At 63.6% G+C, this 18,381-nt stretch carries 17 protein-coding genes and 1 pseudogene; 13 read left to right on the top strand and 5 right to left on the bottom strand.

The window, feature by feature from the left end; all coding sequences use genetic code 11:
• Positions 1–347: 347 nt before the first annotated feature.
• From ACFOKF_RS23830 to ACFOKF_RS23820, 3 genes and pseudogenes are all read left to right on the top strand, one after another.
• Positions 348–695, top strand: a pseudogene (locus tag ACFOKF_RS23830) (multicopper oxidase domain-containing protein); the annotation flags it as partial.
• Complete coding sequence (locus ACFOKF_RS23825; RefSeq protein WP_380799103.1) at positions 692–1,618, top strand: copper resistance protein B; 927 nt, start codon at positions 692–694, stop codon at positions 1,616–1,618. The pseudogene ACFOKF_RS23830 and the gene ACFOKF_RS23825, both read left to right, overlap by 4 nt.
• A gap of 200 nt (positions 1,619–1,818) precedes the next feature.
• Positions 1,819–2,757 carry an NAD(P)H-dependent flavin oxidoreductase gene (locus ACFOKF_RS23820; RefSeq protein ID WP_380799102.1) on the top strand — a complete coding sequence of 313 codons (939 nt, stop codon included), beginning with the start codon at positions 1,819–1,821 and terminating at the stop codon, positions 2,755–2,757.
• Between the two features lie 44 nt (positions 2,758–2,801).
• On the opposite strand, the gene ACFOKF_RS23815 is transcribed toward ACFOKF_RS23820, so the two are convergent.
• The 3 genes from ACFOKF_RS23815 to ligK are packed head-to-tail and all read right to left on the bottom strand — an operon-like array spanning position 2,802 to position 5,411.
• Positions 2,802–3,683, bottom strand: a complete 882-nt coding sequence (locus ACFOKF_RS23815) for an amidohydrolase family protein (RefSeq protein ID WP_380799101.1) — start codon at positions 3,681–3,683, stop codon at positions 2,802–2,804.
• Positions 3,680–4,744, bottom strand: coding sequence for a 4-oxalomesaconate tautomerase (locus tag ACFOKF_RS23810; RefSeq protein WP_380799100.1), 1,065 nt, complete (start codon positions 4,742–4,744; stop codon positions 3,680–3,682). Before ACFOKF_RS23810 ends, ACFOKF_RS23815 begins: the two co-directional genes overlap by 4 nt.
• Complete coding sequence (gene ligK, locus ACFOKF_RS23805; RefSeq protein WP_380799099.1) at positions 4,737–5,411, bottom strand: 4-carboxy-4-hydroxy-2-oxoadipate aldolase/oxaloacetate decarboxylase; 675 nt, start codon at positions 5,409–5,411, stop codon at positions 4,737–4,739. The genes ACFOKF_RS23810 and ligK overlap by 8 nt, the downstream gene beginning before the upstream one ends.
• Before the next feature lie 103 nt (positions 5,412–5,514).
• Here ligK and ACFOKF_RS23800 point away from each other — a divergent pair, with 103 nt between their 5' ends.
• The 6 genes from ACFOKF_RS23800 (at position 5,515) to ACFOKF_RS23775 (ending at position 11,163) form a co-directional block, all read left to right on the top strand.
• Positions 5,515–6,666, top strand: a complete 1,152-nt coding sequence (locus ACFOKF_RS23800) for a LysR substrate-binding domain-containing protein (RefSeq protein WP_380799098.1) — start codon at positions 5,515–5,517, stop codon at positions 6,664–6,666.
• A gap of 64 nt (positions 6,667–6,730) precedes the next feature.
• Complete coding sequence (locus ACFOKF_RS23795; protein WP_380799349.1) at positions 6,731–7,618, top strand: NAD(P)-dependent oxidoreductase; 888 nt, start codon at positions 6,731–6,733, stop codon at positions 7,616–7,618.
• A gap of 104 nt (positions 7,619–7,722) precedes the next feature.
• Positions 7,723–8,748: an amidohydrolase family protein gene (locus ACFOKF_RS23790; protein WP_380799097.1), complete on the top strand. Its 1,026-nt coding sequence runs from the start codon at positions 7,723–7,725 to the stop codon at positions 8,746–8,748.
• A complete protein-coding gene (gene ligA, locus ACFOKF_RS23785; protein ID WP_380799096.1) occupies positions 8,745–9,167 on the top strand; it encodes a protocatechuate 4,5-dioxygenase subunit alpha in 423 nt (140 codons plus the stop codon). Before ACFOKF_RS23790 ends, ligA begins: the two co-directional genes overlap by 4 nt.
• 1 nt (position 9,168) lies before the next feature.
• Positions 9,169–10,062, top strand: a complete 894-nt coding sequence (locus tag ACFOKF_RS23780) for a class III extradiol dioxygenase subunit beta (RefSeq protein ID WP_380799095.1) — start codon at positions 9,169–9,171, stop codon at positions 10,060–10,062.
• 162 nt (positions 10,063–10,224) lie between these two features.
• Complete coding sequence (locus ACFOKF_RS23775; protein WP_380799093.1) at positions 10,225–11,163, top strand: Gfo/Idh/MocA family oxidoreductase; 939 nt, start codon at positions 10,225–10,227, stop codon at positions 11,161–11,163.
• A gap of 66 nt (positions 11,164–11,229) precedes the next feature.
• Here the strand turns inward: ACFOKF_RS23775 and ACFOKF_RS23770 are convergent, their stop codons facing one another.
• Positions 11,230–12,624 (bottom strand): sensor histidine kinase, encoded by a 1,395-nt coding sequence (locus ACFOKF_RS23770; RefSeq protein WP_380799092.1) that lies wholly within the window; start codon positions 12,622–12,624, stop codon positions 11,230–11,232.
• Entirely contained in the window at positions 12,614–13,267 is a 654-nt protein-coding gene (locus ACFOKF_RS23765) for a response regulator (protein ID WP_380799090.1), read from the bottom strand. The genes ACFOKF_RS23770 and ACFOKF_RS23765 overlap by 11 nt, the downstream gene beginning before the upstream one ends.
• Before the next feature lie 109 nt (positions 13,268–13,376).
• On the opposite strand from ACFOKF_RS23765, the gene ACFOKF_RS23760 reads away from it, so the two are divergent.
• From ACFOKF_RS23760 to ACFOKF_RS23745, 4 genes are all read left to right on the top strand, one after another.
• Positions 13,377–14,450, top strand: a complete 1,074-nt coding sequence (locus tag ACFOKF_RS23760; protein WP_380799089.1) for an ABC transporter substrate-binding protein — start codon at positions 13,377–13,379, stop codon at positions 14,448–14,450.
• Position 14,451: 1 nt separating this feature from the next.
• A complete protein-coding gene (locus ACFOKF_RS23755; RefSeq protein WP_380799087.1) occupies positions 14,452–15,939 on the top strand; it encodes a porin in 1,488 nt (495 codons plus the stop codon).
• Positions 15,940–15,973: 34 nt separating this feature from the next.
• Complete coding sequence (locus ACFOKF_RS23750; RefSeq protein ID WP_380799086.1) at positions 15,974–17,281, top strand: CitMHS family transporter; 1,308 nt, start codon at positions 15,974–15,976, stop codon at positions 17,279–17,281.
• Between the two features lie 85 nt (positions 17,282–17,366).
• On the top strand, positions 17,367–18,350 hold the full coding sequence (locus ACFOKF_RS23745) for an AbrB family transcriptional regulator (protein WP_380799085.1): 984 nt from the start codon (positions 17,367–17,369) through the stop codon (positions 18,348–18,350).
• The last annotated feature ends 31 nt before the right edge of the window (positions 18,351–18,381 follow it).

Below are 18,381 nucleotides of genomic sequence, written 5' to 3'. Positions count from 1 at the left end.
AGTGCCCAAAGGAAAATTGCGCTTTGGTCGGGATGGACCTTACTCGCGCAAGGATACCGATACACTGTACGTCGTTGCTTCACGACACATGAGGCTAGCTTCGCGAGCGGCAGCGAGGTCGTCTTGGCTCGCGGTTTCGATCCGATCATGAAGCGGACCATTCCATGGCGTCGGCCACTCGAGAAGGCGCTTGCTACAATTCGCTTCTCTGCGCCTGAACTTGCTTTAGCGTGGCTCCCATATGGCTCCCAGCTAGAATTCTACCCAATGCCATCAATTTGCAGCCACATATAAAATACTGAAAAAGCTATATAAAATCTTTCGTCGCACTCTTCGAGCGGTCTATCGCAAACATTGAACGCTATATGTGGTCGTTTGACGGGGTGAAGCTGTCGGACGGCGCGGAACGCATTCCCTTCCGTCACATGGAAAGGGTGCGCGTGAACCTCATCAACGATACGATGATGCCGCACCCTATCCATATTCATGGTCATTTCTTCCAGCTCGTGACCAGTGAGGATGCCGCCACCAATCCGCGCAAGCATACGGTGAATGTCCTGCCGGGGGGGAAGGTTAGTTTCGATCTGACGGCTGATGCGATCGGCGACTGGGCTTTCCACTGTCACATGCTGATGCACATGCATGCCGGGATGATGCGCGTCGTGACTGTCCGCCATGAAGGAGATGCGGCATGAAGCGCCTGACTTTCGTCGCGCTGCTGCTCGCCGGAAGCGCTCTGCCAGCGCAGGCGCAGACCATGGACCATAGTCAGATGGACCATGGCGCGCATCAGATGCCGCAAGCACAAGACGCGCCGCCTGAAGCCATCCCCGCCAATCCGCATGCCGGCCATGGCGCACCCGCGACCGACGCCACAATTCCGCAGGGCGCAGCCCCTTCGGTTCCGACAGACTATGCCGCCGAAGCCTTTTACGCGCCCGATGTCATGGCCCGCGCCCGCGCCGCCATGACGAAGGAAAGCGGCGGCATGACCTTTTCCCAGTTGATGATCGATCGGCTGGAATATCGCGCGCAAAAGGGCGGCGATGGCTATCATTGGGAAGGCGAAGGCTGGATTGGCGGCGACATCAATCGCCTCGCCATCAAGTCGGAAGGCGAGGGCGAAGCCGGCGGCCGCCTTGAAAGCGCCGAATTGCAGGCGCTCTACAGCCGCGCCATCGACCCCTGGTGGAATGTCGTCGCCGGTGTCCGTCAGGATTTTCGGCCCCAGCCGCAGCGCACCTACGCCACGGTCGGGATCGAGGGGCTGGCGCCCTATTGGTTCGAGGTGGAAGCGCAGGCTTTCCTGTCCGACAAGGGCGATGCGCATTTGCGCGTCGAAGGCACTTATGATCAGCGGATCACCCAGCATCTGATCCTGCAACCGGCCGCTGAAGTGAATTTCGCGGCGCAGGATGTGCCCGACATCGGCGTTGGGTCGGGCCTGTCCAACGTGGAGCTGGGCCTGCGCCTGCGCTATGAAATCGTGCATGAATTTGCGCCCTATATCGGTGTCAATTGGGAACGCAGCTTTGGCGATACGGCGCGCTACGTTCGTGCTGCTGGCGATCGGGCGTCGGCCACCAGTCTGGTCATGGGTATCCGCTTCTGGTTCTGACGCTGCATCTTCGCTGAAATAATTATAGTCTCTGCGACGCTACGGCACGCCGTTATCGTCTCCGATCCGGCCTCTTCCGTCCCGCTCCGGCCTAGGAGTGGACGAAGAAGGCGATTATGCATCCTTCATCCGGGCAGGATTCGCGCCGCGACATTCATGCCGGACCATGAAGATATAATGGTGAAGGAGTGCGCGTTTCCATGTCTTTGCTTGACCGTTTCAAGGATCGGCTCGTCCTTCCGGCCATCGCGTCCCCCATGTTCATCGTGTCGCAGCCCGATCTGGTGATGGCCCAATGCCGGGCCGGCGTGATTGGCGCATTTCCCTCACTCAATGCCCGGCCTTCGGGTGTATTCGAACAATGGCTGCGACGGCTGACGGCGGAACTGACGGATGATGACGCGCCCTTCGCGGTCAACCTGATCGTGCATCGGTCGAACCCGCGGCTTCAGGAGGATCTGGAGCTTTGCTGCAAATATAAGGTGCCGATCGTCATCACCTCGCTCGGCGCGCAGGTGGAGGTGAATGCGGCGATCCACAGCTATGGCGGCGTCGTGCTGCATGATGTGATCGACAATCGCTTCGCCCGCAAAGCGGTGGAAAAGGGCGCGGACGGGCTGATCGCGGTGGCGGCCGGCGCGGGCGGCCATGCTGGCACGCTGTCGCCCTTTGCCCTCATTCAGGAGATTCGCGACTGGTTCAGTGGCCCGCTGGCCCTGTCAGGATCGATCGCCAATGGTGGCGCCATTCTGGCGGCGCAGGCGATGGGGGCCGACTTCGCCTATATCGGATCGGCCTTCATCGCCACGCAGGAAGCCAATGCGGAGCCGGCCTATAAACAGATGCTGGTGGACAGCAGCGCCAGCGACATCATCTACTCCAACCTCTTCACCGGCGTGCATGGCAATTATCTGCGCGGATCGATCGAGCGGGCCGGGCTGGACCCTGACAATCTTGCCCTGTCGGATCCGACGAAAATGGATTTTGCCAGCCTGTCCGAAGATAAGAAGGCGTGGCGCGATATATGGGGCTGCGGTCAGGGCATCGGCGCGATCGACGCGGTGGTGCCGGCTGCTGATCTGATCGCGCGGCTCAGCCGGGAATATCAGGCCGCCCGATCACGGCTTTGCGCCATGTGATCGGCAAAACCCCGGATAGCGCTCGTGCGCCATCCGGGGAATCGTCAGCCGACCAGTTCTTCGGGCCAATAAAGGCGCATCGGATTGTCGATCAGCAGCTTGCGCTGCAAGGCTTGTGTCGGGGCGATGCGCGGGATCATGTCGACCAGATGCCCGTCATCGGGAATATTGTCCTGCATATTGGGGTGCGGCCAGTCGGTGCCCCACAGGACGCGATCCTGATAGTCGGACACCAGCGGGGCGACCGCATCGGCGAAGGCATTCCAAGGGTCGCCGGTCGGATCGAGACGGTCGGAGCAGGTTGCCTTGAACCAGATGTCGTCCCGACTGTCGAGGAAGGCGCGGAACGCCTTCATGTCAGTGCCGTCCGGCCCCTGGGTCACGTCAGGGCGGCCCATATGGTCGATCACCAGCGGCACCGGGATTGCATCCATGAAGGGACGCAATTCCTCCAATATGTCCGCCTCGAAATAGATGACGACGTGCCAGCCGGGGGGAAGGCGCTTCGCCACCTCAAGGAATTTGTCCTTGGGTGCATCATCGACCAGCCGCTTGAGGAAATTGAAGCGGATGCCACGGATGCCGCCGTCATGCAGGACGGCGAGGTCGGTCTCCGAAATCGCCGGATCGACCACGGCCACGCCACGCGCCTTGCCATTGGATTTGACGATGGCGTCCAGCGTGGCGGCATTGTCGGTGCCGTGACAGCTGGCCTGCACGATGACGTTGCGGGCAAAGCCCAGATGATCGCGCAGCGCGAACAGCATGTCCGGGCCGGCGTCTTCGGGCAGATATTTCGCCTTCGCGCTGAACGGGAATTGCGCCATCGGGCCGAACACATGGCAATGGGCGTCGATCGCGCCGGCCGGCGGCGTGTACAGCGGCTTGGACGGATTGCCGTGCCAGCTGGTGATGCGGTTACTCATGCGAAAACCTCTCCATCCATCAATTTGCGCGCGGTGCGCAGCATCGCCGCGCTGATGACCGCGCCGCTATCGTCCAGTTCCATGACACAGGTCGTCTCGCCGGTCGGATGCTCCACCGACAGCGTCTTTCGGTTGCCGGCTGGGATCGAGGCGACCTCGGCCGCCGGCGAACCGTCAATCAGGCAGGCGGTGGCGACGCTGACTGCGCCAAGGACGCCGATCGATGCATGGGCGCGATGCGGGATGAAGCTGCGCACCGTGACCGCGCCGCCATCGCGGGGCGGGGCGACCAGCATCATCTTGGGAACGGACTTCTCCCTGACGTCGCCCAAGTTCATCCGCTCGCCCACGGCAAGGCGGATGCCCTCAATGCGGGCCTTGAGCCCCACATCCTTGTCGAGCGTGTCGCGGTCTTCATAGCCAGTAACGCCGACATCCTGTGCCTTCATGACCACGCAGGGCATGCCATTGTCGATCAGCGTGACGCGCACGCCTTCTACCTCATCAAAGGCATTGCCAGTGGGCAGTAGCGCACCGCAGGAGGAGCCGGCGGTATCACGAAATTCCAGCGGTATTGGCGCGGCGCTGCCGGGAACGCCGTCGATCTTCGCGTCGCCGTCATAGCGGACCTTGCCGCCCGGTGTTTCCACGGTCGCGATCGCAATCTGGCCGGTATTTTCCATGAAGATGGCGACACGAGTTTCGCTGTCCTGTGCGGCGACAAGACCGCGCTCGATCGCGAAAGGGCCGATGCCGGCAAGGATATTGCCGCAATTCTGGGCGTCGCTAACAATCGCCTGTTCGACGAAGACTTGCAGGAAGAGATAGTCGACATCGACCCCCTCCCGCTCCGATTTCTTCACAACGCCAACCTTGCTGGTCAGCGGATCGGCGCCGCCCATACCGTCAATCTGACGCGGATCGGGCGATCCCATGATGCGCAGCAGGAAGGCGTCCCTTGCAGCCGTATCGGTTGGCAGGTCGTCGGCCAGGAAATAGCCGCCCTTCGATGTGCCGCCGCGCATCCACATCACGCGGGCGCTGGTCTGGCTGTCAGACATATTTCAGGCCCATTTCTTCCAGACGTGGGCGCATATTGTAGATGTCGAGGCCCAGTTCGCCGGCGGCAAGGCGCACGCGCTTGGCTTCTTCGGCTGCTTCGCGAGCCTGCGCCTTTTCCAGCACGGAAGCCGCGTCGGCGCGGGGGACGATGCACACGCCATCATCGTCGGCGATGATGACGTCGCCCGGATTGACCAGCGCATTGGCGCAGATAACGGGGATGTTGACGCTGCCCAGCGTATTCTTGACCGTGCCTTGCGCATGCACCGCCTTCGACCAGACGGGGAAGTTCATCTGGGTCAGGTCGCGCACGTCGCGCACGCCCGCGTCGATGATGAGGCCGCGGCAGCCGCGCGCCTGTGCCGATGTGGCGAGCAGATCGCCGAAATAACCATCGGTGCAGGGGCTGGTGGGGGCGAGCAGGAGGATGTCGCCTTCCTTGAGCTGTTCGATTGCGACATGGACCATCCAGTTGTCGCCGGGCGCTGCGGAGATGGTGACGGCGCTGCCGGCGATCCGTGCGCCGCTGTAGATCGGGCGCATATAGGCGGCGAGCAGGCCGGTGCGGCCCTGCGCTTCATGGACGGTGGCGACGCCGCATTTGGCGAGGCCGTCGATGACGGAGAGGTCCGCCCTTTCGATATTCTGGACGACGACGTTGGACATGGAACCGTTCCTTCTCCCTAAGTCGACAAGGAAATGGACACCATAAGCGCAATGCTCAAATCCGAACTGGCGCAGGCCCATAAAATTTTGATAATCATCAAACATGCAGCCTGATCAGTTCAATATCCGTCACCTTGCCGCCATGGCCGCCGTTGTCGATCAGGGCAGCGTCAGCCTGGCGGCGCGTGCGGTCAACCTGACCCAGCCGGCGGTGACGCAGGGCATCGCCAAATTGGAGGCGCAACTGGGCGTGCGGCTGTTTGATCGGCAGCCCGGCGGCATGGCTGCGCTGGAGGCAGCGTTGCGTCTGAAACCACGCATCGATGTGGCGCTGCGGCTGATTGGCAGCAATCGGGTGACGGCGGCGCAGGTGCGTGCGTTCGTCGCGCTGGCGCGGGCGGGCAGCTATGCCGCCGCGGCGGCGGCGACGGGCGTGGCGGAACCGTCGCTGCACCGTGCAGTCGGCGATCTGGGGCTGGCGGTGGGCAGCCGGTTGGTGGATCGCCGGGGCCGGGGTGTGATGCTGACCAAGGCAGGCGTCACGCTGGCGCAGCGATTGCGGCTGGCGCTGACGGAATTGCGGCAGGGGCTGGAGGATCTGGCCGACCTGAAGGGCGAGGAGGGCGGACGCATATTGGTCGGCGCGATGCCATTGTCCCGTGCGCGGCTGTTGCCTGACGCGATTGCGCGGTTCCGGGCCGATTTCCCGCAGGTCCACATCGCGGTGCATGAAGGATCGCATGCCGAATTGGCGGGGCCTTTGCGGGAGGGCGAGATCGACATGATGATCGGCGCACTGCGCGATCCGGCGATGGCCAGCGACTTGATGCAAACCCCCCTGTTCGAGGATCGTCCGACCATATTGGCGCGGCGCGGCCATCCGCTGGAACAGGGCTGGGATGCGAAAGCGCTGCGCCGTTTTCCGTGGATTTTGCCGCCCGAAGGCACGCCGCTGCGCCAGTTGTGGCGGATGATGTTCGCCGAACTGGGCGGTGATCTGCCCGCCGTGCCGATCGAGTGCGGATCGGTGATGACGATCCGCCAGTTGCTGGTCGGCGGCGATTATCTGACATTGCTGTCTTACGATCAGCTGGCGCTGGAGCTGGAGGCGGGGTTGCTGACGGACATCGGGCCGGCGCCGGGCGCGATCAGCCGGACCATTGGCCTGACGACCCGCGCAGACTGGCGGCCGACCCGGTTGCAGCAACAATTCATGGCGGCGGTGAAGGCCTCTGCGGCAGACATGACTTCGTAATTTCTTATGATGATGTGGCGGATTCGATTGGATGCGTTTGAAAGGATGCGTCATCCCTGAAGCCATGGAGCAGGACATTGGTCTGATCGGATTTGGCGAAGCGGGGGCCACCTTTGCACGGGCAGGGGACTGGGCCGATGCTGCCCATGTATTTGATATTAAGACGGATAATGAGGGCGCCTCGCGGGACGCCATGCTCGCCGCCTATGCCGATGCCGGCGTTCGGCCTGCAATCAGCCTGGATGACGCATTGAACAATGTGTCGCTGATCATATCGCTGGTGACGGCGGATCAGGCGCTGTCTGTCGCGCGCATGGCGGCAGGGCTGATCGCAACTGGCGCTATCTTCTGCGACATGAACAGCGTTGCGCCGCAGACGAAGCAGGCGGCGGCGCAGGCGATCGAGGCGGCGGGCGGCCATTATGTCGACGTGGCGGTCATGGCCCCGGTCGACCCCGCGCGCCTCAACGTGCCGTTGTTGTTGAGCGGCGGATTGGCGGGCGAAGCGGAATCGCGGCTGCGGGCGCTGGGTTTTGGCAAGACCCGCGTCGTTGGCGCGGATGTCGGCCGGGCGTCCTCGATCAAGATGATCCGGTCGGTCATGGTCAAGGGGATCGAGGCGCTGACCGCCGAATGTGTGCTGGCAGCGCAGGCGGCGGACGTGCTGGACGAAGTGCTGGCTTCCCTCGACGCGAGCGAGAAGGCGCGGCCCTGGGAGGCGCGGGCGGATTATAATCTCGACCGGATGCTGGTGCACGGGCTGCGCCGCGCAGCGGAGATGGAGGAAGTGGTCAAGACGCTGGAGGGGCTGGGCACCGGCGCGGCGCTGACGCGCGGCACGGTCCAGCGCCAGGAGGCGATCGGTGCGCTGGGCGTGAAGGCGCCGCCTGAAGGGCTGGGTGCGAAAATTGGCGTGATTGGCTTCGATGGCGTCCCCGCCCGGGCGGGATGACGAGGTTTATGGGTTCGGCATCGCGTGCCTCCGCCTGAGATCCCAGCTTTCGCTGGGATGACGGAAGGAGGGGAGAATGCGCATAAGGTTGGAGATAGAAGCGGATGAGCCTGATTATCGATTGCCACGGTCATTATACAGTCTTGCCCAAAGGGCATGACGCCTGGCGCGAGGAACAGAAAGCGGCGTTCAAGGCCGGCACGCCCTGCCCGCCTTACCCCGAGATCAGCGACGCGGAAATCCGCGAGACGATCGAGGCGAACCAGTTGCGCCTGATCAAGGAGCGCGGCGCCGACCTGACCATCTTTTCCCCGCGCGCATCGGCGATGGCGCCGCATGTCGGTGACGAAGCGGTGGCGAAGGAATGGGCGATCCGTTGCAACGACCTGATCGCGCGCGTCGTGGCGATGTTCCCTGAAACCTTCGTTGGCGTGTGCATGCTGCCCCAGTCGCCCAAGGCGGACATGGCCAATTCGATCGCGGAGCTGGAGCGTTGCGTCACCGAACTGGGCTTCATCGGCTGCAACCTCAATCCTGATCCGGGCGGCGGCCACTTCACCCACCCGCCGTTGACCGACCGTTACTGGTATCCCTTTTACGAAAAGATGGTCGAGCTGGACGTGCCGGCGATGATCCATGTGTCGGGCAGCTGCAACCCGGCGATGCACGCGACTGGCGGCTATTATATCGCCGCTGACACCATCGCCTTCATGCAGTTGCTGGAAGGCGATCTGTTCAAGGATTTTCCGAGCCTGCGCTTCATCATCCCGCATGGCGGCGGCGCGGTGCCCTATCATTGGGGGCGCTATCGGGGGCTGGCCGATATGCTCAAGAAGCCCGACCTGTCGACGCATCTGATGAACAACATCTTCTTCGACACCTGCGTCTATCACCAGCCGGGCGTTGATCTGCTGGCCGACGTGATCGAGAATAAGAATATCCTGTTCGGGTCGGAAATGGTCGGCGCGGTGCGCGGCATTGATCCCACCACCGGATTCTATTTCGACGACACCAAACGCTATGTCGATGCGCTGGACATCAGCGACGAGGAACGCGCCGCGATCTTCGAAGGCAATGCCCGCCGCGTCTTCCCGCGCCTCGACGCGAAGTTGAAGGAGAGGGGACTATGATAACAGAAGATCCCAAACATCAGGACATTCACGAATATCTGGCCGAGATGGAGGATATTCCCGGCACCCGCGTCTTCACCGCCGCGCGGGCGCGTAAGGGCTACCATATCAACCAGTTTGCGATGAGCCTGATGAGCGCCGAGAATCGCGAACGGTTCAAGGCTGATGAGCGCGCCTATATGGACGAATGGCCGCTGACCGAGGAGCAGAAGCTGGCGCTGCTGGCGCGCGACTATAACAAATGCCTCGATCTGGGCGGCAATGTCTATTTCCTGTCGAAGCTGTTTTCGACCGACGGCATTCCGTTCGCCGAAGCCGTCAGCACCATGACCGACATGAGCTTTCCCGAATATCGCGAAATGATGATGAAGGGCGGCCGCTCGCCAGAAGGTGTTCGCTCAATCAAGGAGGGTCGCTGAAATGGCGCATATTACCGCTGGCGTGGCGTCGAGCCATGTGCCGTTGCTGGGCGTGGCGTCCGACTTTAACAAGGATCGCGACGAGTATTTCGGGCCGATCTTCGCCGGTTATGACTGGACCCGCGAATGGGAGAAGGCCGAGAAGCCCGACGTCGTCATATTGGTCTATAATGACCATGCCTCCGCCTTCGACATGAAGATCATCCCGACTTTCGCGATCGGTTGCGGCGAGCGTTACAAGTCCGCCGACGAAGGCTGGGGGCCGCGCGCGGTGCCGGACGTGGAGGGGCATCCTGACCTGGCCTGGCACATGGCGCAGAGCCTGATCCTGGACGAGTTCGACATGACCATCATCAACGAGATGGATGTCGATCATGGCCTGACCGTGCCGCTCTCCATGATGTTCGGCAAGCCCGACGCCTGGCCGTGCAAGGTCGTGCCGCTGGCGGTCAATGTCGTTACCTATCCGCCGCCATCGGGCAACCGCTGCTGGGCGCTGGGGGAGGCGATCCGCAAGGCGGTTGAAAGCTTCCCGGAAGATCTGAATGTCCAGATATGGGGCACGGGCGGCATGAGCCACCAGTTGCAGGGGCCGCGAGCCGGCCTGATCAACCGGGAATGGGACAATATGTTCCTGGACGGGTTGATCGGCGATAGCGACCATCTGCGCCGCATCCCGCATATCGAATATCTGCGCGAAACGGGCAGCGAAGGCATCGAGATGGTGATGTGGCTGATCATGCGCGGCGCGCTGGGCAAGAAGACCCGCGCGTTGCACCGCCATTATCATGTGCCCTGTTCCAACACCGCGATCGGCCATCTGGTCCTGCGCCCCGACAATGGCGAAGGGCTGGACATGACCGGCAGCGACGTGACCGCGATCGCGGCGGAGTAAGCTCACTTAAAGCCCCTCCCTTTCAAGGGAGGGGTTGGGGTGGGTCGCGAGCGCAGCGCGCATCCAGCCTATCCCACATAGGTCAACGGCGATTGCTGATGCAATCGCCCCACCCCCAGCCCCTCCCTTGAAAGGGAGGGGAGTTAAGATACGGAGTTTCCCATGCGTATTGCCCTGGCTGGCGCCGGCGCCTTTGGCGAAAAGCATCTTGATGGCCTCAAGAATATCGACGGCGTGACCGTCACGTCGATCATCGGTCGCGAACTGGATGCGACGAAGAAGGTCGCGGAAAAATATGGCATTGGCCATGTCACCACGGACCTGAACGAGACTCTGGCCCGCGATGATGTCGATGCGGTGATCCTGTGCACGCCCACCCAGATGCATGCCGCGCAGGCGATCGCCTGCATGGATGCGGGCAAGCATGTCGAGGTGGAAATTCCGCTGGCGGACAGTTGGAAGGATGCGCAGGCGGTGCTGGCCAAGCAGCAGGAAACCGGCCTGACCTGCATGGTCGGCCATACCCGCCGCTTCAACCCGTCGCACCAGTTCGTCCACAACCGCATCAAGGCGGGCGAGTTCAACGTCCAGCAGATGGATGTGCAGACCTATTTCTTCCGTCGCAAGAATATCAATGCGAAGGGCGAGCCGCGCTCCTGGACCGATCATCTGCTCTGGCATCACGCCGCGCACACGGTCGACCTGTTCGCCTATCAGGCGGGCAAGATCGTGTCGGCGCACGCCATGCAGGGGCCGATCCATCCGGAACTGGGCATCGCCATGGACATGTCGATTCAGCTGAAGAGCGAGACGGACGCGATCTGCACCCTGTCGCTGTCGTTCAACAATGATGGACCGCTGGGCACCTTCTTCCGCTATATCGGCGACAGCGCGACCTATATTGCGCGCTACGACGATCTGGTGAACGGCAAGGAAGAACCGATTGATCTGGCCGGTGTTGCCGTTTCCAACAATGGCATCGAATTGCAGGACCGCGAATTCATCAGCGCGATCCGTGAGGGCCGGGATCCCAATTCGAGCGTCGCCAAGGTGTTCGATTGCTATCGCGTGCTGGGCGAGCTGGAAACGCAGCTGGGCTGATGGGCAGTTTCCCTTCGGGGTCGCAGGAAAGGGCGTGGTCGTCAAAGCGGCCGCGCCCTTTTCATATCAGGCTGCATCTGCCGGGAAACGGACGCAGATGTGCGTGCCGGGGCCGTCAGGCAGAATTTCGACGCTCGCGCCCATGCGCGACGCAGCGGACTGGACGATTGCCAGGCCCAGTCCCGTGCCGTCAGGTCCGCTCTGGCTGTTGGCGCGGAAAAAGCGTTCGAAGACCTTTTCATGATGCTGGGGCGCGATGCCGGGACCATCGTCGCCGACGGTCAGCAGGATCTGATCCGACGTACGGGATAGGGTAACGGTGACGGCGCCGCCGGGTCGGTTGTAGCGAATGCCATTGTCGATCAGGTTGGCGAGGATTTCGAACACCAGCGTGCGATGCGCCTGCACGCGATAGGGGCAATTGTCCTGCACATCGAGGTTCAGTTCGACTGTGGCATGGATCGCCTGGTTGATCAGGCGGCCGATCACGGCGGCGCTGACTTCCTTCAGGTCGACTGTCTCCAGCGGGGGCGCGGCCCCGGCCTCTTCGGCGCGGGCCAGCGCCAGCAATTGCGTCACCAGCCGCTCCAGCCGCTGCACGGCGTCGGCAATCTCATCCATCGCCGCGATCGATCCGCGCCGGGCCAGTTCGATCTGCACCTTCAGCACGGACAAGGGCGTGCGCATCTGGTGCGAGGCGTCGGCGGTGAAGCGGCGTACGCCGCTCGTCGCGCGGTCCAATTGCGCCAGCAGATGGTCGAAGGCGGTGGCCAGCGGCTCCAGCTCATTGGGCAGCGGCCCGGCGTCGAGCGGAGAGAAATCGGGCCGGGTGCCTGCATCGCGCGCCTCGACCGATCGGCGCAGGCGCGCGAGCGGACGCAGGCTCCACCCCAGCGCCGGGCGCACCAGCAGCACCGCAACGCCGACCAGCGCGACTTCGCCCAGCAGCAGCGCGATCACCAGCTGCTTGACCAGCGCCTTGCGATTGTCGAGCGTTTCGGCGACCTGCACGATGACCGGCTGGCCGATCCGGGGCAGCATCCGCTTCACTTCGGCAATGCGGATGCCCTGATCGCGGTAGCGGGCGAAGCGGAAACGGGGCTGGTCGACGAGCATCGTCGCCGGATCGGGCGCGGGGAGATCGGCATAGCCGGTCAGCAGATCACGGCCCACGGCGATGCGGTAATAGACATTATCGCGCTCGCCATTTTCCAGCATCCCGAAGGCGGCGGGGGGCAGGTCCAGCGTGACCTCGCCGCGCTCCACCTGCACCGTTTCGGCGATCGCCCCCAGCGCGCCACCCAGCACGCGGTCGTTGGTGCGGCGCACGACGTCGGCGATCAGCGTCGCGCCGCCAATGCCGATGATCGCCGCCGCCCCCAGCAATGGTCCCAGCATTGCCGCCAGCAGCCGCGTGCGCAGCGCAATGGCGTGCGCCTTGCCCGCTCCGTCAGCCGGCATCGAGCATATAGCCAACGCCCCGCACCGTGCGGATGCCCGGGCCATCGGGGGCCAGCTTGCCGCGCAGCCGCGTGACATGCACTTCGATGGCGTTGCCGCCAACCGGCTCGTCGAAGCCAAAGACTTCACCGATCAGCAATTCGCGCGGCACAACCTGGCCAGCGCGGGTTGCCAGTGCCTCCAGCACCGCCAGTTCGCGGCGGCGCAGGTCCAGCGGCCGGCCCGCGACGTCCGCCGCGCCGGTGGAGCGGTTGATGGTGAGCGACCCCACGCTGATTTCCGGCGTCGGATCGCCGCCGCGCCGACGGCCCAGCGCGCGAACCCGCGCCTCCAACTCTTCGGGATCAAAGGGTTTGCGCAGATAATCGTCCGCGCCCAGATCCAATCCACGGACCCGATCATCCAGCGCGTCGCGCGCCGTCAGCATCAGCACCGGCACCTTTTCTCCGCGTCGCCGCAATTCGGCCAACACGGCGAATCCATCCATGTCGGGCAGGCCGACGTCCAGAATCACCAATGCATAGGGTTCGCTGCCGACCACGGACAGCGCATCCTCGCCGGTTGCGACATGATCCACGGCATTGCCCCCCGCACGGAGCAGGGCGGAAATGCTGCGCGCCAGAGCGGCGTCGTCCTCGATCATCAAAATCCGAATGGGGCACCTGATGCTGAAAGGTTGATGACAGCTTGGCTTCGTAACTGACCCCCACATTCTTATCCGACGACAGAAACGGAAAGCAAAGGACAGGGTGATGCGAAGGGTTATTCAGATACTGGCAGCGTTGGCAAGTCTGGCCATGCCGGCCGCCATCGCGGTGGCGGAACGGCCGACCGGCTATCCCCGATCCTATGACCAGCTGATCGCGGACGCGCAGGCGGAGCGGCAGGTCATCGTCTACGCCAATGCCGACACGTCGGAAATGGCGCCGGTCATCATCGCGTTCCAGCGGCGCTATCCCGGCGTGATCGTGCGCTATGCCGATCTTGGCTCCAACGAAATGTATCGCCGGTTCGTGGCGGAAGCGCGATCGCGCAAGCCGTCCGCCGATCTCGTCTGGTCCTCGGCCATGGACCAGCAGGTCAAGCTGATCAACGATGGCTATGCGCAGGCCTATGCCAGTCCGGAAAAGCCCGCTTTGCCACCGTCCGCGGTGTGGAAGAATATGGGCTTTGGCGTCACCGCCGAACCGATCGCCTATGCCTATAACAAGAAAGCTGTTCCCAATCCGCCGCGCAGCCATGCCGCGCTGGAGGCGATGCTGCGCAGGGATCGCCGGGCGCTGACGGGCAAGGTCACGACCTTCGATCCGGCCCGCTCCAACACTGGTTACCTCTATCTGACGCAGGATTATGCGATCACCGGCGATACCAAATCGCTGGTGGCAGCGATGGCGGCGACACGCCCGGTCCTGTCGATCACGACCGAACCGATGCTGCGCGGCGTGGCGGAAGGAAAACTTGCCATCGCCTATAATGTCATCGGATCCTACGCCGTTGAACGCGCGCGCCGTGACCCGCGCATCGGTGTGGTCTTCCCGACCGATTATACGATCGTGATGTCCCGCATCGCCTTCATTGCGCGGGAGGCGCGCCACCCCGCCGCCGCTAAACTGTTCCTCGATTTCCTGCTGTCGCGTCAGGGCCAGTCCCTGCTCGCACAGCACAGTCTCTGGCCGGTGCGCACCGATATTCGCGGTCGCCGGCTTCCCGCGGCGCAGGCGCGTCCGATTCGCGTCGGGCCGCAGCTTCTCGTCAATCTCGATCGCCTGAAACAGCAGCGCTTCCTGCGCGACTGGAACGCGATTCTCGCTTCTGGAGCCAAATGAAATGATGTCTTCGTTGCTGCGTGGCGGTTGCGCCGCGCTGGCGCTGATCGCCGCCACACCTGCCCTTGCCCAGACGCCCAGCGCGGAAGAACTGGCTGCCCTCGTCAAGGCGCAGGCGGCCGAAATTGCGGCGTTGAAGGCGCGCCTCGACAAGATTGAAGGGCAGGCGGTTGCGCAAAATGCTGCGCCTGTTGCTGCGCAACAATCCGCACCGCAGGTCGCCCGGCAACAGGCGAGTGAACCGCTGGTCATCGCGCCCTTCGCGCCGCAGATCGTGCCGCCCGGCCCCGCCGACATCGACGTGGCGCAGGCGCGCGCCGTTGCCGCCAATCCGTCGGGCGTAACGACCGAATGGGGCGCGGGCCTGCCCGTCTTCCGGTCCGCCGACGGCGTCTTCACCTACAAGCCGCGCGGCCGCATATTGGTGGACGTCAGTTCGACCATGGGGTCGCGCTATAATGGTCGCAACACCACTACTACCGGCATGCGCGCGCTGCGTCTGGGTCTGGAAGGCGGCGTGGGTCCGCATTTCTTCTATCAGTTCGAAAGCGACTTCTCCGAAAATGAAGTCGACATCGTCACCGCCTTCATGGGCTGGCGCAATCGGCTGAGCAGCAAGGTCGACTATGACGTGCGCGCCGGCCACCTGTTCAACGACCGCGCCTTCGAAGGCAGCACGGGGTCGGATTCCACCCCCTTTCTGGAGCGCGGCGTAGTGTCCACCGCGATCATCCCGCAACGCGGCTTTTATGGCATCGGCATCATGGGCCGTATGTTCGGGCCGAACTGGCATGCTTCGGTCAGCGTGACCGGCGATCGCGTCGATGGCCAGCAGGCCACCAACGACAGCCGCACAGCCGCCTTCCGCGCGCACTGGAACCCGATCAAGACCGACAATTCGCTGCTGCATGTCGGGGCGTGGGGCTTTGACGAGGCGCTGTCCTCCGCGGCCACCACACTCACGCGCAGCACTGTTATCGGCGGGCGCTTCAACGGCGCGGTGCGGGTGTCGACCGGCGAATTGCTCGGCGGCAAATCGACCACCGGCTATGGCGTCGAACTGGGCGGCTATACTGGCGGCCTTTGGGTCATGGGCGAAGCCGGCCGCCGCGTCGCGCGCCTGACCGGCGGCCGTCCTGATTTCGAAAGCAAGGCATGGAGCGTATCGAGCGGCTTCTTCCTGACCGGCGAACTGCCGCCCTATAATCCGCGTCTGGGCAGCTTTGGCCAGCCCAATGTTCTCGATCCGGTGCTGAACGGCGGATCGGGCGCGATCGAACTGACGGCGCGTTATGAAAATCTGGACTATACCGACCTTGTCCTTGGCGGCGACGGCTGGGCCGCGACGCTGGGCGTGAACTGGTATCTCAACAGCTTCACCCGCATTCAGCTGAACGGCATTCACTGGCGCACCAACAACCGCGCCGGTGCCTACACCGGCAGCGACGACGGCCAGACCGTCAGCGCGCGCGTCGGCGTGACCTTCTGATCTTTCTTCTCTCCGCCTCTTCAAGGATGCAGCGATGAACCTTGCCCTGCTCGGCTTCCTGATGGTCGTCACCTTCATGACGCTGATCATGACCAAAAAGATGACGCCGCTGGTGGCGCTGATCGTCATCCCTTCCATTTTCGGCGTGGTCGCCGGTCAGGCCGCCGGTCTTGGCGACATGATGATCGACGGGATCAAGAATCTGGCCCCAACCGGCGTCATGCTGCTTTTCGCCATCCTCTTCTTTTCGACCATGACGGATACGGGACTTTTCGATCCGCTTGTCGGCCGGTTGGTGAAGCTGGTGCATGGCGATCCGCTGCTGATCCTGCTGGGATCGGTGGTGTTGTGCGCGATCGTCAGCCTGGATGGCGACGGGTCCACCACCTACATCATTACCTGCGCCGCGCTGCTGCCGCTCTACAAGCGGTTCGACATGAAGCGCATCTACCTCGTCTGCCTGTTGATGGTGACGAGCGGGATCATGAACCTGACGCCCTGGGGCGGGCCGACCGCCCGCGCCGCCAGCGCGCTGAAGCTGGACCCCGCAACCCTGTTCCTGCCGTTGATCCCCGGCATGATCGCAGGTCTTGCCTTCCTGCTGGGCCTCGCCTTCTGGTTCGGCGTCAAGGAGCGTCGTCGCCTCGGCCATGTGCATCTGCCGCAGCGTGAATCGGTCGACATCGCCGACCTTGGCGTGTCGCAATATCCCGAAGCGCGCCGCCCGCATCTGCGTAAGGTGAATGCGGCGCTGGTCATCGCGCTGCTAGTTCTGCTGGTATGGGGCGTCCTGCCGCTATCGGTGCTGATGATGATCGCCTTCGCCATTGCGATGATCGTCAACTATCCCGGCGTCGCGCAGCAGAAAGAGCGGATCGCCGCCCATGCCGGCAATGTCCTGTCGGTCGTGTCGCTGATCTTCGCCGCTGGCATCTTCACCGGCATCCTGGGCGGCACCGGCATGGTGGAAGCGATGAGCAAGGAAGTCGTCGGCGTCATCCCGCCGGCGCTGGGGCCATATATGGCGCCGATCACCGCGCTTCTCTCCATGCCGTTCACCTTCTTCATTTCCAACGACGCCTTCTATTTCGGCATGCTGCCGATCCTGGCGGAGGCGGGCGCCCATTATGGCGTTGACCCGATGGCGATCGCGCGCGCTTCGCTGATGGGCCAGCCGGTTCATCTGCTCAGCCCGCTGGTGCCGTCCACCTATTTGCTGGTCAGCCTGGCCGGCATTGATCTTGCCGATCATCAGCGGTTCACGCTGCTGCCGGCCGCGGCCGTCTGCATCGTCATGACGCTGGTCGGCATGATCGCGCTGGCCTTTCCCTTTGTTGCCTGACGGGTCGCAACCGGTCAAACACCGGGCAACGCAGGGCGTCCTCCGCTTCCTGGCAGCCATCGCTGTCGGCGCAGCGGGGGGCGCTTTGTTCCTGGAGATTGGCGCCCCTTTGCCCTGGGTGCTGGGGTCGATGGCGGCCTGCGCTGTGGCCAGCGTCATCGGGCTGCCGATACAGGCATCCGCCGCCACCCGTCGCCCGATGGCGGCGGTGATCGGCGTGGTGCTGGGCAGCAGCTTTGGTCCGCATCTCTTTACGCAGGCGCGCGACTGGATCATCCCGCTCGCCGCCTTGCCTTTCTTCCTGGCGACTGCCGCGCTGCTGTGCGTCACCTATTTCCGCAAGGTCGCGAAATTCGATCCGGCAACGGCCTATTTCGCCGGCATGCCGGGCGGCATCGCCGAAATGGTGGTGATGGGGGCGGAGCGGGGGGCGGACGAACGCGCCATCGGCCTGATCCACGGCGCGCGCATCTTTCTGGTCGTCTTCATCCTGCCCTTCCTGATCCGGCTGGATCATGACCCGGTCGTCACCGCTCCGACGGCGGCCGTCACCGGCGAGGTGGCGGACTGGTCGCTGCTGCTGTGGGCGGGGGGCTGTGTGATAGTCGGGCTTGCCATCGGCAAACTGCTGCGCCTGCCGGCCTGGCATCTGGTCGGGCCGCTGGCGGTCAGCGCGGCGGTGCATATGAGCGGCCTTGCCGATTTCCGCATTCCCGGCTGGGCACTGGCGGCCGCGCAGGTAGGGCTGGGCGCGACCATTGGTTGCCGCTTCGTGGGCCTGACGCTGAAAGTGCTGCTGCGTACAGTGGCGCTGGCGGCGGGATCGACGCTGATCTTGCTGGCCGTCACTTTCGCCTGGGCGGCGGGCGTTGGCCTCCTTACCGGGTTGGACCCGGTGCTGCTGACGCTGGCCTATTCGCCCGGCGGGCTTGCCGAAATGAGCATGGTGGCGCTCAGTCTGGCGCTGGAGCCGGGCGTGGTGATCATCCACCATCTGACCCGCGTTGTGCTGGTCCTGATCGCCGCGCCGCTGGGGTTCAGGGCGATGGCCCGGCGGGACAAGGCCTGACACAAAGAAGGGGCGGCTGATCCGATTGACC

Source organism: Sphingobium rhizovicinum (assembly GCF_042647625.1).
Classification (GTDB): domain Bacteria; phylum Pseudomonadota; class Alphaproteobacteria; order Sphingomonadales; family Sphingomonadaceae; genus Sphingobium; species Sphingobium rhizovicinum.
Note: the sequence above shows the minus strand (reverse complement) of the source record. Positions and strands in the feature narration are given on the sequence as shown.